Genomic DNA, 13,033 nt, shown 5'->3' on the forward strand with positions numbered 1-13,033 from the left:
TGTACAGTATAAGCCCGGGCGGACGGGGAATCCAGCAGTTTCGGCGCGATCGTCCCGCGCGGTGCTAGCGCGTTGGCCGCGGACGACAAGCGTCGCCGGCGCAGCGGTCCGGGCTCATCTCCGGGTCGGGCAGGGCGTGGCCATTGGCGTGATAGATGACGGCCGAGATCAGGGCGACATCGCTGTCGGGGGGCTCGGTCGCACGCGCCGGTCCGGCATGTTTCGTTGGCCGTGCCGCCTGGCGCGGTACGCTGGCGCGCGCCTGGAACGGGGCCGGCGCCGCAGTCGGGGCCTTGGTCGCGCTGCGTTCGGGCGCAGCAGCCGTGCGCGTGGGTTTGGCGGGTGCTCGCCCTCCGTCCGCCGGTCGCAACAGGCGCAGCGGTGGCACCGGCGGTGGCAAGACGTGCGCCGTGCTGGCTGCGGGCGCTGGTGCTGCCACTGGCGCTGAAACTGGCAATGGCACTGGCGCAGCGTCGACGATGACGGCCGCCGCCAGCGGCGCAGCAGGTTCGTCGGCCACGATTGCCCGCGCCGCGATCCCTGCGTGCGCGGGCACGACCCTGTGCGGGCTGTCCTGCCCCGCCGCCAGCCAGGCCAGGGCGCCCGTCAACAACAGCGCGACGAGGACGGCGCCGCCATACCAGGCCACCCGCACGCCCGTGCCGCCGGGCGCAGTGCGGCGCGCCGGTTCGCGTTCGAGCCTGGCGAGAATGCTGTCTTCGTTGCCGCCGCGCCGCGCTGACGACATCAGATCGGGCCGCAGATTTGGTTGCGTGGGGTTCGCTTGATGTTCGTCTGATGAACGCACGGCAGCACTCCTAAGATGGGGTTTTTCCAGTTCCGATTAGAAACAATCCTGGAGGTACCGATGCTGATCTTTATCGCGCTTCTGTACGTTTGTGGCGCATCCTGCCTGATCTGGCTGGCCGTGTTCCCGACAGGTCGCGCACTGGCAACACGCGGCATCGGCCGCCTGCGCGCGCTGGTGCGGCATGCCGGCGCCTGGGGGCACGCGGGCGGGCGGGCGCTGGGCGCCGCGCGCGATGCGGCCGCGCTCACGCTGCGCGAGCGCCTGCTGCGCTTCCTGCGCCGGCATCGGGTGGTGTTCGCCATTGTCGCGCCGGTGATCCTGATTCCGTCGCTGCTGGCGCTGGCGCTGAGCAATCCCGCCATGCTGCCGGTGTATCAGGGCAGCGCCGCCATGCCCGATGAGCAGGTGGCGGCGCTGCTGGCCGGCGAACAACTGGCGCCCCCGGTGGCGCTGCCGCCGGACGTCTTCACGACCGCCGAAGTCGAGCTGATACGACCAATGTTGGTGGGCGCGAGCCGCAACTGGGGCCTGCTGCACCCCGACTTCAGCGCGCGCCTGTTATTGGCCTTCAAGATCATGAAGGAGCAGCACGGTTACGAGATGGCGCTGCTCGAAGGCTACCGCAGCCCGGCGCGCCAGGATGCGCTGGCGGCCAGTGGCAGCAACGTCACCAATGCACGCGCGTTCCAGAGCTGGCACCAGTATGGCCTGGCGGGCGACTGCGCGTTCCTGCGCGACGGCAAGCTGGTGATTTCCGAAAAAGACCCGTGGGCGATGCGCGGCTACCAGGCGTACGGACAGGTGGCCGAGTCGCTCGGCCTGACCTGGGGCGGGCGCTGGAAGATGATGGATTTTGGCCACACCGAGCTGCGCCTGCGCGGGGTGATGCGGCGCTGACGCGGCGATGATGCGACGCTGAACCTGCAAGCGCCGGCGTTGCCCCAAGTCCACCGTGTTGCGCCCGCTCAAGCGGCGGCAGCCATGCGCGTGCGAGCATTTCCTGTGAGACTCTTTTTTCAACGGACCTGGGCCCCGCCATGGCGCGATTCTGGAACTTTCTGACCAGCAGCCGCATGCTGATCCTGATTGGCGTGCTCGCCGTCGCGGCGCTGCTGGTGCTCGGCGCGGTGGCGCTGGACATCGCCATCGTCTGGGCCGCCATCGTGGGCCTGGCCTTGCTTGGCAGCTGGGGCGCCGGCTGGATGATCCGACGCGCCTGGCGCGCGCGCGAAGGCGCCCGGCTGGCGTCGGCCATGGCCGAGGGCGAGGGCGGTGGTCACGCCACAGACGATGCGATGGACGACAACGGCAAGGGCGACGTCGCCGTGCTGCGCAAGAATCTGCTCGATGCGGTCAGCACCATCAAGACGTCCAAGCTTGGTCTGACGCGTGGCGCCGCGGCGCTGTACGAACTGCCGTGGTATATGGTCATCGGCAATCCGGCGGCGGGCAAGAGCAGCGCCATCGTGCGCTCGGGACTGACGTTTCCGATCCCCGGCAACAAGGCCGTGCAAGGCGTGGGCGGCACCCGCAACTGCGACTGGTTCTTCACCACCGACGGCATCCTGCTCGACACGGCCGGGCGCTATTCGGTGCAGGAGGACGACCGCGACGAGTGGTTCGGCTTTCTCGACCTGCTGCGCCGCCATCGCCACCGTGCGCCGGTCAACGGCATCCTGATCGCCGTCAGCGTGGCCGAACTGATGGCCGGTCCGGCCACGGCATCGCATGAACTGGCCAAGAACCTGCGCACCCGCATGCAGGAGCTGACCGAGCGCCTGGGCGTGCATCCGCCCGTGTATGTCGTGTTCACGAAGGTCGATCTGGTGGCGGGCTTTGTGGACTTTTTCCATGGCAGCGAACAGGCCGAGCGCGAGCGCATCTGGGGCGCCACGCTGCGCTATAACCGCCGCAGCGCGCCGCAGGACGTGCTGGCCTTTTTCGACGACGAGTTCGAGGCGCTCGTCGATGGCCTGAAAGAGATGAGCCTGGCCGGCATGGGCGCCAACCGCAGCACCCTGATGCGCCCCGGCGTGTTCACGTTTCCCCTCGAATTCGCGGCGATCAGGACGCCGCTGCGCGCCTTTTTGGCCACGCTGTTCGATGAAAACACGTACCAGTTCAAGCCCGTGTTTCGCGGCTTTTACTTCACCAGCGCGCTGCAGGAAGGCAGCGTGCAAGACTTGTCGAGCCAGCGCGTGGCCAGCCGCTTCGACCTGGCGTTGGCCAATCGTGAAGGCGCGGTGGCCGAGCCGGCAGCCGGGCAGTCCGGCTACTTTTTGCTGGACCTGTTTCGCAAGGTGATCTTCGCCGACCGCGACCTGGTCAGGCGCTACACGCATCCGGCGGCGGCGCGCTGGAAGCTGGGTGTGTTCTTCGCCGCCACGATCCTGCTGGGCTGCGCGATGGGCGGCTGGTCCTGGGCCTACATGGGCAATCGCCAGCTGGTGGCCAATGTACAGGCCGACCTCGACAAAGTAAGCAAGCTGCAGGCCGGCCGCATCGACCTGCAGTCGCGGCTCGAAGCGCTCGATATCCTGCAGGACCGCATCGAGCTGCTCGATGGCTACAGCCAGGACAAGCCGTGGGCGCTGGGCTTCGGCCTGTACCAGGGTGGGCAGCTGTCGCGCAAGCTGCGCGACGAATACTTCGCTGGCGTGCGCGCCGTGATGGTCGAACCGGTCACCGGCGCGCTCGAGACCATGCTGACGGAAGTGAACAGCAATGCGGCCAGCCTCGATCCGGCGCGCCAGGCCGCCACGCCGGCGGCACGGCCCGGCCAGCCGTACCAGGATGCGTCGCCCACCAGCGTCGGCGATGCCTACAACGCCCTCAAGACCTACCTGATGCTGGGCGATAAAACCCACGCCGAGTCGGGGCATTTGAACGACCAGCTCACGCGCTACTGGCGCGGCTGGCTGGAAGCGCACCGCGGCGCGATGCCGCGCGAGCAGATGATCCGCAGCGCCGAACGCCTGCTCAGCTTTCACCTGGCTAATATCGATGATCCGGCCTGGCCGCAGATGACGCTCAAGCTGGGCCTGCTCGACACCACCCGCGAGCACCTGCGCCGCGTGGTGCGCGGCACCCCGGCGCGCGAGCGCGTGTACGCTGACATCCGCACGCGCGCCGCCACGCGCTTCCCGGCGGTGACGGTGGCGCGCATCGTCGGCGAACAGGACAGCGCCCTGGTGGCCGGTAGCCATGCGGTCAGCGGCGCGTTTACCCGCGCGGCGTGGGACAAGTTCGTGCTGGGCGCGATCCGCGAAGCCTCGAACCGCGAACTCAATACCGTCGACTGGGTGCTCAAGACCACGGCGCGCGACGACTTGACGCTCGAGGGCAGCCCGGAGCAGATCCAGAAGGCGCTGATCGACCTGTACAAGGCTGACTATGCACGTGAATGGGTCAAGTTCGTGCAGGGCGTGGCGATTACCGACCTGCGCGGCTTCGACGCCAGTGTGCAGGCAATGAATCGCCTGGGCGACCCGCAGACGTCACCCATCGCCAGGCTGCTGCGCACGATCCATGAAGAGACCGCCTGGGACAATCCGGGCGGGTTACGCCAGCCTGCGAGCAAGACCGAACGCGGCGTCGCCGAGTGGATCAAGCAGAAGATCCTGCGCCGGGCGCCGTCCGATGCACGCACGCTGGCCGACACCATCGATCCGGCCGAGTTGACCGGCGGGCCGCAAAGCGCAGGCCCGATCGGCCGCGAATTCGCCGGCGTGGCGCGCCTGGTCGGGGCCAAGGAGAAAGAAGCGTCGTTGATGACGGGCTACCTCGACGCGCTGTCGCGCCTGCGCACGCGCTTGAATACGCTGAAGAACCAGGGCGACCCGGGGCCGGGCGCCAAGCAGTTCATGCAGCAGACGCTCGAAGGGACTGGCTCGGAACTGGCCGAGGCGCTGCGCTACGTCGACGAGCAGATGCTTACCGGGATGAGCGAGAGCCAGAAAAGCGCGCTGCGGCCACTGCTCGTGCGGCCGTTGACGCAGACCTTCGCGATGATCGTGCTGCCGTCCGAGGCCGAGATCAACAAGACCTGGCAGGCGCAGGTCGTCGAGCCATTCACGCGCACGCTGGCGACGAAGTATCCGTTCGCGCAAGGCGCAAGCATCGAGGCAACGCCAGGCGAGATCGGCCAGGTGTTCGGGCCCGACGGCGCGGTGGCCAAATTCGTGGGCACGGCCATGGGTCCGCTCGTGGTGCGGCGCGGCGACGTGCTGGCAGCGCGCACTTGGGCCGACATCGGCATCTCGCTCGCGCCGCAGGCAGTGGCGGCGTTCCCGGCCTGGATCGCGCCGCTGTCGAACAACGGCGTGGCGGCCGGCACGGCGGCGCAGACCGTGTTCCAGGTGCTGCCGCTCACGGCGCCCGGCACGCTCGAATACACGCTGGAGATCGATGGCCAGCAACTCCGTTACCGCAACACCCCGGCCAGCTGGAGCAATATGGTGCATCCGGGGCCACAGGGGATGTCGGGTGCACGCGTGTCGGCCGTGACGTTCGATGGCCGCACCGTGGAACTGTTCAACCAGCCCGGCCAGTTCGGCCTGCAGCGCCTGTTCGAGTCGGCGCAGCGCACGAAGAAGGACGACGGCGTGTTCGAGCTGCGCTGGAGCGGCAGCAATGTGACGGTGGCGGTGGACCTGAAGATCGTCAGCAGCCCGCAGGCGGGCGGGGGCGGGGGCGCACAGGCGCAGGGCCAGGGTTTTCGTGGCATGCGCCTGCCGCCGGCAATCGTCGGCCACTTCGATGCGGCGGCGCCTGCACTGGCCAGCACGGGAGGCCAGTGATGCGCCCCGACCGGATCGGTTACTTCGGCAAGCTGCCCGCGCGCGCCGACTTCGTCAAACTGGCGCACGAACCGGCCACGATCGGGATGCTCGACGCCTGGCTGGCGCAGGTGATGACGCTGCTGCCGTCCGATGCGCGCTGGCGCGTGCACTACGACGCCATGGCACCGGTGAGCTTCGCCCTCGTCGGCCCGGCGCGCCACCACGCGGTGGCCGGGCATCTGCTGGCCAGCCGCGACCAGTCGGGCCGGCGCTTTCCGTTTCTGGCCACGCGCACGCTGACGGTGGCCGATCCGGCCGCGTTCGTGGCGCACTGTCCCGTCGCTTTTGCCCCGCTGTGGACGTTTTTGCAGGAAATCTGCCCGAAGGTACTGGCAGATGCCGATCCCGCGGCGTCGTTGCAGGCGATCGCCGACAGCGCGATCGGCCTGGGTGATGCGGGCGACTACGCGACCTGGATCGATGCCGGCACGGTGGGTTCGCTCGATGCGCTGCTGGGCAACTGCGGTGTCGCGCGGCTGGTGCTGGCGCTTGGCCTCCTGCTGCAGCCCGTGATGCGCAGCCCGCCCCGCACACTCGACAAGAGTCTCGTGCTGCCGCTGCCGCCCGACCCGGCGGCGCATTATCCGGTGGCGGCGTTCTGGCTTGGGCTGATCGCGCCATTCCTGCGGCGCGCCGGGTTCGACCTGGCGCTGTTCATCACGCACCAGGACGGGCGACCGGTGCTGGTGGTGGGCTTTTGCGCCGCGCTGGCCGACACGCTGCGCGCCATGATCGATCCTCTGGTGGGCGCCGACCTGCAGGTACGCCTGCAGCACACGGCCTGGATCGACGAGCAGCTGCAGCTCGAGCCCGACGTGCGCGCGCTGGCCAGCCAGCTGGCCCAGCCCGACCTGCCGCTGGCGCTGGCGCGCACGCTGTTCATGACAACCTTCATCGGAGCCTGACGTGATACTTCGCACACTGATCGTCATGCTGTGCCTGGCGGGCCTGCAGCACGGCGCAGCCACGGCCCAGACCCAGACCGACGCCCCGGTGCTGGTGACCGGCACCGTGGCCGACGAGGCGACCAGGGCGGCGCTGCTGGAACGCCTGCGCGGCGTCTACGGCGCCGCGCGCGTGGTCGACCAGCTGTCAGTCGGCACCGTGTCGACGCCCGCCAACTGGAACACGTATGTCGGCCGACTGATTGGCCCCAACCTGCGCCTGGTGAAAGGTGGCCAGCTGCACATCGACGGCAACAGCGTCAGTCTGCGCGGCGACGTGGCCAGCGAAGAGCAGCGCCAGAAGATCGCGGGCGACATCGCGGCGAGCCTGAATCCCACTTACACCGTCAACAACGGCTTGCGGGTGCAGGTGTCGCAGCAAGTGGTGCTCGATACGGCGCTGGCTGACCGCATCATTGAATTCGAATCGGGCAAGGCGACGCTGACGCCCACGGGCATCGCCGTGCTGGACGGGATGACAGTCGCGCTGCGCAATATCAAGGGCGTCAAGGTCGGCGTCATCGGCCACACCGACAACGCCGGTTCGCGCGCCGGCAACCTGTCGCTGAGCCAGGCGCGGGCCGAAGCGGTCAGGGCGTATGTGGTGGCCCAGGGCATTGGGGCCGAATCGATCGCGGTATCGGGCGAGGGGCCCGACCGGCCGGTGGCGGACAACCGCACGCCGGAAGGGAAGGCGCGCAACCGGCGCATCGAGTTCAAGGTGATCCAGTAAAGCGCCCCCGGCCTCTCGGCCGGGTCCATTCACGCTTTACGGCAATGTGATCGTCACGTTCGCCGCTTTCGGCGGCAGCGTCACCAGATCGTTGTAATGCGCCAGCGCGTAGCCGGTGTCGTTGCCCAGCACGGTCCGGAAACCCACGTATGCACCCAGCCCGGCCACCGTGAACACCGCTCCCAGCACCCACAGCGACAGGTCGCTGCGCACGCGGTTGACCACCTGGTCCGGCCGCTCGGCATGGGGAGCGAAGCCCCGCGTGCGGCCGCGCATGCGGGCGATCTCGTCGCCCAGACGCGCCACCAGGTAGTCGAGCTTGTCCTTGCCGTCGAGCGCATAGCGGCCCTGAAACCCCAGCAGCAGGCACATATGGAAAACCTCGAGCGCCTCGACCTGCTGCGCCCCGCGCGCGCGCAGGTCGTCGAGCCGGTGGAAGAAATGCTCGCCCGCGAGCTGGTCGCCAAACACGCGCAGCTGCAGGGGCCGGGTTTCCCACGCGTCGCGCACGTCGAAGGTCGAGCGCAGGATGATTTCGTCGACCGCCGAGCAGAATGCGTACTTGGCGGCCAGGATGTCGTCGGCCGCGATCCCCAGTGCCTTGGCATTGCGGTCGACGTCCATCAGAAAGCTCGTCATGTTGTCGGCAAACGCGACCTTGTCCTGCGGCCCGCATCCGGTCTTGAGCAGGAACAGCGCATAGAACCCCTCGTACATGATGTCGCTGAGGCGTTGCGTGCGGACGGCGCGCTCGCCCGTATCGCCTTTGGGCGCGGCGCGGCGCTCGATGAACGCGCTCATGCCGACACCGCAATCAGTTCGAGGCGCAGTTCGCGCAGCCCGTTGGGGACGTACACCGACATCGCCTGCGACTTGAGCATGGCCTCGTACAGCGCCCCGCGCACGTCGAGGACGAAGTAGACCATGTCGGGGCGCACGGGAATCGCGCTGGGCACCTGCGGTGCGTGCAGCAGCCTGACGCCCGGCAGCGCCGACAGCACGCAGCGGTCGACGTCTTCGGGCGCGCCGACCTTGAATTGCAGCGGCACGGTTTCGACCAGGCGCAGCGCCGGCATGTCGGCGGCCACGGCAAGGTACAGCGTGGTTTGGGGCGTGATGCGGCCCGAATCGAGCGCGCCGTGGTAGTACGACGGGCGGTCGTGGTGCAGCGCGATGGTGAAGTAGCGCGACGAGATCACGGTGTCGAGGAGTTCGCGGATGATGCCGTCCAGGCGCGCGAACGGCGGCCCGGGATCGGCGTGGACATACGCGGGCAGGTCATCCAGCCGGTAGCTGCGCGAATAGGTCATCAGGCCGCCGGCCAGATGCAGCAGCGCGCCGTACAGGCGCTCGGGATGCAGCTCGCGGTGGTGCAGGTAATGGGCCAGCGCCGCATAGCCGGCGCTGGCCGTGTGCAGCAGCCAGAACGCCGACACGTCGCCGCCGCGGATCTCGACCACGTTGCGGCTCGGTTCGCGCAGGTCGCCATACAGCGCGGTTACCTTGGCCAGCAGCTTTTCCATCAGCCGCGCCAGCGCGCCGTGAAGGCCCAGGCCCGGGCCGGCCACCGCGTCGATCGACAGGCTCGGTGGAATGAAGCCGGGATCGGGCTCGAAGCCGCCGGTGGCCACGCGGCGCAGGCGCAGCAGCGGAAAGCTCTCGTAGGCTTCGAGCGCGTCGCCGTCGGCCACCAGCCGCAGCGCCTTGCGCAGGTAGGTGACCGGGGCTTCGGCGGCGCTGCTGTACAGGTCATGCGTATCGCGGTCATGCCGGGAAAAGCGCAGCGCGTCTTCCGGCTCGTGCAAGCCGTCGCCGTCGCCGGCGGCGATCGCGCAGTTCTCGCCATGGGCGCGCAGCATCGGCAGGGCGGCGTAGTAGGTGACGGTCTGCAGCTCGGGCGGCAGGTCGGCCAGGCGCACCTGGGGCGGCAGTATGTCGCCATCGGGTGCCCGGTACACCTCGCCCTCGGGGAACAGCAGCGAGAGTTCCTCGATGCGCAGCACGTCGCTCCTGAGCGCGTCCAGGTCGATCGTCATCCGGCGCACGCCCCAGCAATACGGATGCAGCGCGCACGCGGTCTGGTTCAGGCGCGCATCGTGGTAGCGCTCCTGCTGCTGGAAATGCTGGGGCCGCAGGAACAATCCTTCGTCCCATAAGACCTTGGATGGCATGCTCACGTCGGCCTCGCTTGGTGTCCGAAAATGTTTAGCTTGCAGGAAAGTTTTCGACGTTTATTGACAGCGCACAGACCCCAGCGTGCTTGCACCACTGACGGTGCCACCGGCCACACTCATCGCACAGGCGTGCAGACCGATATTCACGCCGTTGCGCTCGGCCTCCACGCTGCTGACCGTCGTGCGCCAATGGCCGGCCGCGGGGCTATGGAACAGTGCCACGATGCCAACGTGGCCGGCTTCGCGCGCCACCTTCTCGGTCACTTCGTAGCGCTGCCCCGGCACCAGCATGATTTCGCGGACATCGAGCAGGTCGGCGCCGAGCCGCTCGCGTTCCTGTTGCGGGTCGAGGAAGGCGGCGTAGGGCGCTTCTTCGAAGGCGTCCTTCTGGCGCAGCTTGTAGAGGCGCACCGCGAGCGCCAGCGGCTGGCCGCGCTCGTTGACGTTCAGACGTGTGGCTGCGTGCAGCCGCAGCGGTACGTTACGGGGCGGCTGTTGTGATTCGGGCAGCCCGGCCGCTTTGCGCAGGCCCACCGCGCCCAGCGCCGCATTGGTGAATGAACCGTGCGGGGTGTTGCCGCAGCCGGCCAGCGCAGCGGCGAACGTCAACGCGAGCAGCAACAGCGCGCAGCGGTGGGTTGGGGTCATCCGATTCTCCTGTGCAGTTTCTTGAACGCCAGCGTTGGATTGAATCCGTTTCCCACCCGCATACGCTGCGCCAGCGCAAGCGGTCGCCCGTTCGCGCATCGAACCCACACCTGTTTGCTGAATGCACGCGCTGTTGACCGTGCACAACTGCATGCGGGTGCCGATGCGAATAATGGTGGCTTGTTTATCCACCGGAGCCGAACATGATTCGCCAACGACTGTTACCCATGCTGATCGGCGTTGCCGTCCTGGCCGGGTGCGCCACCGACGGTACGGGCACCAGTACGAACACCCCACGCGCCGCCGTGTCCGGGAACATCTACGTGCAGGCCGATGCGGCGCTGGCGGCGCGCCAGCCCGAAAAAGCGATCCTGCTGCTCAAATCGGCCAGCGTAGCCCATCCCGTCGACAAGAAGCCGTGGGTGCGCATGGCGCAGATCCGTTTCGATGCCAGCCAGTATGGCGAGGCAATCAGTCATGCCCAGGAAGCCCTGGCGCGCGACCCCAACGACACGCTGGCCTACAGCATCCTGGCCGTCAGCGGCCTGCGCGTAGCCAGCAAGGCACTGGCCGACCTGACCCGCAAGAACAATCTGCAGGGGTCGGTGCGCAGCGAGGCGCAGGACCTGGCCAGGCTGCTGCGCACCAGCCTGGGCGAAGAAGTGCTGGTCAGTACGCGACCGGCCGCGCGCCCATCGGCGCGCAAGCCGCCCACCCAGTCGGCGGCGGCACCGTCGCGACCCGCGCCTGCCCCAGCGGGCGGCAGCCCGTTCGACGTCCTGAAGTAACGCGGCATTTCTCACCAGTGGCCGGCCACGCCGGTCATCCCATCCCTTACTGGAGTCGACATGGCCAAGAACGAAAGCGTACAAAAACGGTTGCAGAAAGTGCGCGCGCCGCGTGTGCAGATGACGTATGACGTCGAGATCGGCGACGCAACCGAGAACAAGGAGCTGCCGTTCGTGGTCGGTGTGGTCGGCGATTTCGGGACCGATCCCCAGGTTGACAAGAAACGCCTGAAGGACCGCACGTTCGTCAATGTCGATGCGAGCAATTTCGACGAGGTGCTCGGGGGCGTGGCGCCGGTGGCGAGCTTCAAGGTGGACAACCACCTGTCGCCGGAAGGCGGGGAGTTCGGCGTGCAGCTGCAGTTTCGCGAGATGGCCGACTTTCGGCCCGAATCGGTGGTGCGCCAGGTGGCGCCGCTGGCCAGGCTGCTCGAAGCGCGCACCAAGCTGGCCGACCTGCGCAACAAGCTGGCGGGGAACGACAAGCTCGAAGACATCCTGACCGACGTGCTGGGCAACACCGAAAAGCTCGACAGCCTGCGCAAGCAGCAGGGCGACACCGGCAAGGAGGGTTGAGATGGCCGCAGTCCTCGAATCAACAGCCGCACAGCCGGGCGCCCCCGAACTGGATGCGTCGCTGCTCGACCAGATCGTCGAACAGAGTCGCGTGGCCACATCCAGCAGCGAGCATGTGCGGGCGCGCGACCTGATCTCGGAGCTGGTCAGCCAGGTCATGCAGGGCACGATGGTGATGTCGTCGAACCTGTCGGCCACGATCGACGCCCGGCTGGCGGAGCTCGACCGCATGATCTCCGACCAGTTATCCAGCGTGATGCACGCGCCCGAATTCCAGAAGCTCGAGCGCAGCTGGACGGGCCTGCAATATCTGGTCAAAAACAGCACGACCGGCGCGAACCTGCAGATCCGCATGCTCAACGCGTCCAAGCGCGAGCTGGTGAAAGACTTCCAGTCGGCGATGGAATTCGATCAGAGCACGATGTTCAAGAAAATCTACGAAGAAGAATTCGGCACCTTCGGCGGCGCGCCGTACGGCACGCTGATCGGCGACTTCGAGATCACGCGCCAGCCCGAAGACATCTATTTTCTCGAACAGATGTCGCACGTGGCCGCCGCCAGCCATGCGCCGTTCATCACGTGCTCCAGTCCCGAACTGTTCGGCGTCGAAAGCTTCGGCGACCTGGGCAAGCCGCGCGACCTGGCCAAGGTGTTCGACACCGTCGAATACGCGAAGTGGAAGGCGTTCCGGGAATCGGAAGACGCGCGCTACGTCGGGCTGACGCTGCCGCGCTTCCTGGGCCGGCTGCCGTACCACCCGGCTGACGGCATGACCACCGAAGGCTTCAATTACGTCGAAGACGTCGACGGCAGCGACCATTCTCGCTACCTGTGGTGCAACGCGGCGTATGCGTTCGGCGCGCGCCTGACGCGCGCGTTCGAGGATTACGGCTGGTGCGCAGCAATCCGCGGTGTCGAGGGCGGGGGGCTGGTCGAAAACCTGCCGACCCACACGTTCAAGACCGACGAGGGCGAGGTGGCTCTGAAGTGCCCGACCGAAGTGGCGATCACGGACCGGCGCGAGAAGGAAATGTCGGACCTGGGCTTCATCTCGCTCGTGCACTGCAAGAACACGTCGTACGCCGCGTTTTTTGGGGCGCAGTCGGCGCAGAAGGCGCGCAAGTACAACAACGAAGCGGCCAATGCGAACGCGGTGCTGTCGTCGCAACTTCAATACATCTTTGCTGTGTCGCGTATAGCGCATTACATGAAATCCATGATGCGCGACAAGATCGGCAGCTTCGCGGCAGCGTCCAATGTCGAGGATTACCTGAACCGCTGGCTGACGCAGTACGTCCTGCTCGACGATAACGCTAGCCAGGACCAGAAAGCGCAGTTCCCGCTGCGCGAAGCCAGCGTGCAGGTGTCCGAGGTGCCGGGCCGGCCCGGCGTGTACCGCGCCGTGTCGTTCCTGCGACCGCATTTCCAGCTCGACGAGCTGTCCGTTTCGCTCCGTTTGGTCGCGGAGTTGCCGCAATCGACCAAGAACTGACTGCTGTAACCAACTTGTTATTCAAC

The 13,033-nt window shown here is 67.4% G+C and carries 11 protein-coding genes; 7 read left to right on the forward strand and 4 right to left on the reverse strand.

Annotated features, from left to right (window positions below; translation table 11 throughout):
• Positions 1–64 precede the first annotated feature (64 nt).
• On the reverse strand, positions 65–808 hold the full coding sequence (locus AC1MGT_RS20555; RefSeq protein ID WP_499501818.1) for a hypothetical protein: 744 nt from the start codon (positions 806–808) through the stop codon (positions 65–67).
• A 60-nt stretch (positions 809–868) separates the two neighbouring features.
• On the opposite strand from AC1MGT_RS20555, the gene AC1MGT_RS20560 reads away from it, so the two are divergent.
• The 4 genes from AC1MGT_RS20560 to AC1MGT_RS20575 all read left to right on the forward strand — a co-directional run bounded on the left by AC1MGT_RS20560 (position 869) and on the right by AC1MGT_RS20575 (position 7,329).
• The gene (locus AC1MGT_RS20560) at positions 869–1,708 is read left to right on the forward strand and encodes a M15 family metallopeptidase (protein ID WP_499501819.1); all 840 of its coding nucleotides are present in this window, start codon (positions 869–871) and stop codon (positions 1,706–1,708) included.
• Between the two features lie 176 nt (positions 1,709–1,884).
• Positions 1,885–5,610 (forward strand): type VI secretion system membrane subunit TssM, encoded by a 3,726-nt coding sequence (gene tssM, locus AC1MGT_RS20565; protein WP_499501820.1) that lies wholly within the window; start codon positions 1,885–1,887, stop codon positions 5,608–5,610.
• Positions 5,610–6,557 carry a type VI secretion system-associated protein TagF gene (gene tagF, locus AC1MGT_RS20570; RefSeq protein WP_499501822.1) on the forward strand — a complete coding sequence of 316 codons (948 nt, stop codon included), beginning with the start codon at positions 5,610–5,612 and terminating at the stop codon, positions 6,555–6,557. The genes tssM and tagF overlap by 1 nt, the downstream gene beginning before the upstream one ends.
• A 25-nt stretch (positions 6,558–6,582) precedes the next feature.
• The gene (locus AC1MGT_RS20575; protein ID WP_499504336.1) at positions 6,583–7,329 is read left to right on the forward strand and encodes an OmpA family protein; all 747 of its coding nucleotides are present in this window, start codon (positions 6,583–6,585) and stop codon (positions 7,327–7,329) included.
• Positions 7,330–7,365: 36 nt separating this feature from the next.
• On the opposite strand, the gene icmH is transcribed toward AC1MGT_RS20575, so the two are convergent.
• The 3 genes from icmH to tssJ are packed head-to-tail and all read right to left on the reverse strand — an operon-like array spanning position 7,366 to position 10,151.
• On the reverse strand, positions 7,366–8,130 hold the full coding sequence (gene icmH / locus AC1MGT_RS20580) for a type IVB secretion system protein IcmH/DotU (protein ID WP_499501824.1): 765 nt from the start codon (positions 8,128–8,130) through the stop codon (positions 7,366–7,368).
• Entirely contained in the window at positions 8,127–9,500 is a 1,374-nt protein-coding gene (gene tssK, locus AC1MGT_RS20585; protein ID WP_499501826.1) for a type VI secretion system baseplate subunit TssK, read from the reverse strand. The genes icmH and tssK overlap by 4 nt, the downstream gene beginning before the upstream one ends.
• A gap of 60 nt (positions 9,501–9,560) precedes the next feature.
• Positions 9,561–10,151: a type VI secretion system lipoprotein TssJ gene (gene tssJ / locus AC1MGT_RS20590; protein ID WP_499501828.1), complete on the reverse strand. Its 591-nt coding sequence runs from the start codon at positions 10,149–10,151 to the stop codon at positions 9,561–9,563.
• Positions 10,152–10,354: 203 nt separating this feature from the next.
• Between tssJ and AC1MGT_RS20595 the strand changes: the two genes are divergently transcribed.
• From AC1MGT_RS20595 to tssC, 3 genes are read left to right on the forward strand one after another with little or no spacing between them, the layout of a single operon-like run.
• Positions 10,355–10,939, forward strand: a complete 585-nt coding sequence (locus AC1MGT_RS20595) for a tetratricopeptide repeat protein (RefSeq protein WP_499501830.1) — start codon at positions 10,355–10,357, stop codon at positions 10,937–10,939.
• Positions 10,940–10,999: 60 nt separating this feature from the next.
• The gene (gene tssB, locus AC1MGT_RS20600) at positions 11,000–11,515 is read left to right on the forward strand and encodes a type VI secretion system contractile sheath small subunit (RefSeq protein WP_183551302.1); all 516 of its coding nucleotides are present in this window, start codon (positions 11,000–11,002) and stop codon (positions 11,513–11,515) included.
• Between the two features lies 1 nt (position 11,516).
• Positions 11,517–13,007 (forward strand): type VI secretion system contractile sheath large subunit, encoded by a 1,491-nt coding sequence (tssC, locus tag AC1MGT_RS20605; protein ID WP_499501832.1) that lies wholly within the window; start codon positions 11,517–11,519, stop codon positions 13,005–13,007.
• Positions 13,008–13,033 lie beyond the last annotated feature (26 nt).

The sequence above is a fragment of the Telluria sp. BA11 genome, assembly GCF_056680305.1.

What these genes read in the sequence shown, in the direction of transcription:
- tssJ (WP_499501828.1), bottom strand. Translation starts at nt 10,151, where the DNA reads ATGACCCCAACCCACCGCTGCGCGCTGTTGCTGCTCGCGTTGACGTTC.
- tssK (WP_499501826.1), bottom strand. Translation starts at nt 9,500, where the DNA reads ATGCCATCCAAGGTCTTATGGGACGAAGGATTGTTCCTGCGGCCCCAG.
- icmH (WP_499501824.1), bottom strand. Translation starts at nt 8,130, where the DNA reads ATGAGCGCGTTCATCGAGCGCCGCGCCGCGCCCAAAGGCGATACGGGC.
- tssC (WP_499501832.1), top strand. Translation starts at nt 11,517, where the DNA reads ATGGCCGCAGTCCTCGAATCAACAGCCGCACAGCCGGGCGCCCCCGAA.
- AC1MGT_RS20575 (WP_499504336.1), top strand. Translation starts at nt 6,583, where the DNA reads ATGCTGTGCCTGGCGGGCCTGCAGCACGGCGCAGCCACGGCCCAGACC.
- AC1MGT_RS20595 (WP_499501830.1), top strand. Translation starts at nt 10,355, where the DNA reads ATGATTCGCCAACGACTGTTACCCATGCTGATCGGCGTTGCCGTCCTG.
- AC1MGT_RS20560 (WP_499501819.1), top strand. Translation starts at nt 869, where the DNA reads ATGCTGATCTTTATCGCGCTTCTGTACGTTTGTGGCGCATCCTGCCTG.
- tagF (WP_499501822.1), top strand. Translation starts at nt 5,610, where the DNA reads ATGCGCCCCGACCGGATCGGTTACTTCGGCAAGCTGCCCGCGCGCGCC.
- tssB (WP_183551302.1), top strand. Translation starts at nt 11,000, where the DNA reads ATGGCCAAGAACGAAAGCGTACAAAAACGGTTGCAGAAAGTGCGCGCG.
- tssM (WP_499501820.1), top strand. Translation starts at nt 1,885, where the DNA reads ATGCTGATCCTGATTGGCGTGCTCGCCGTCGCGGCGCTGCTGGTGCTC.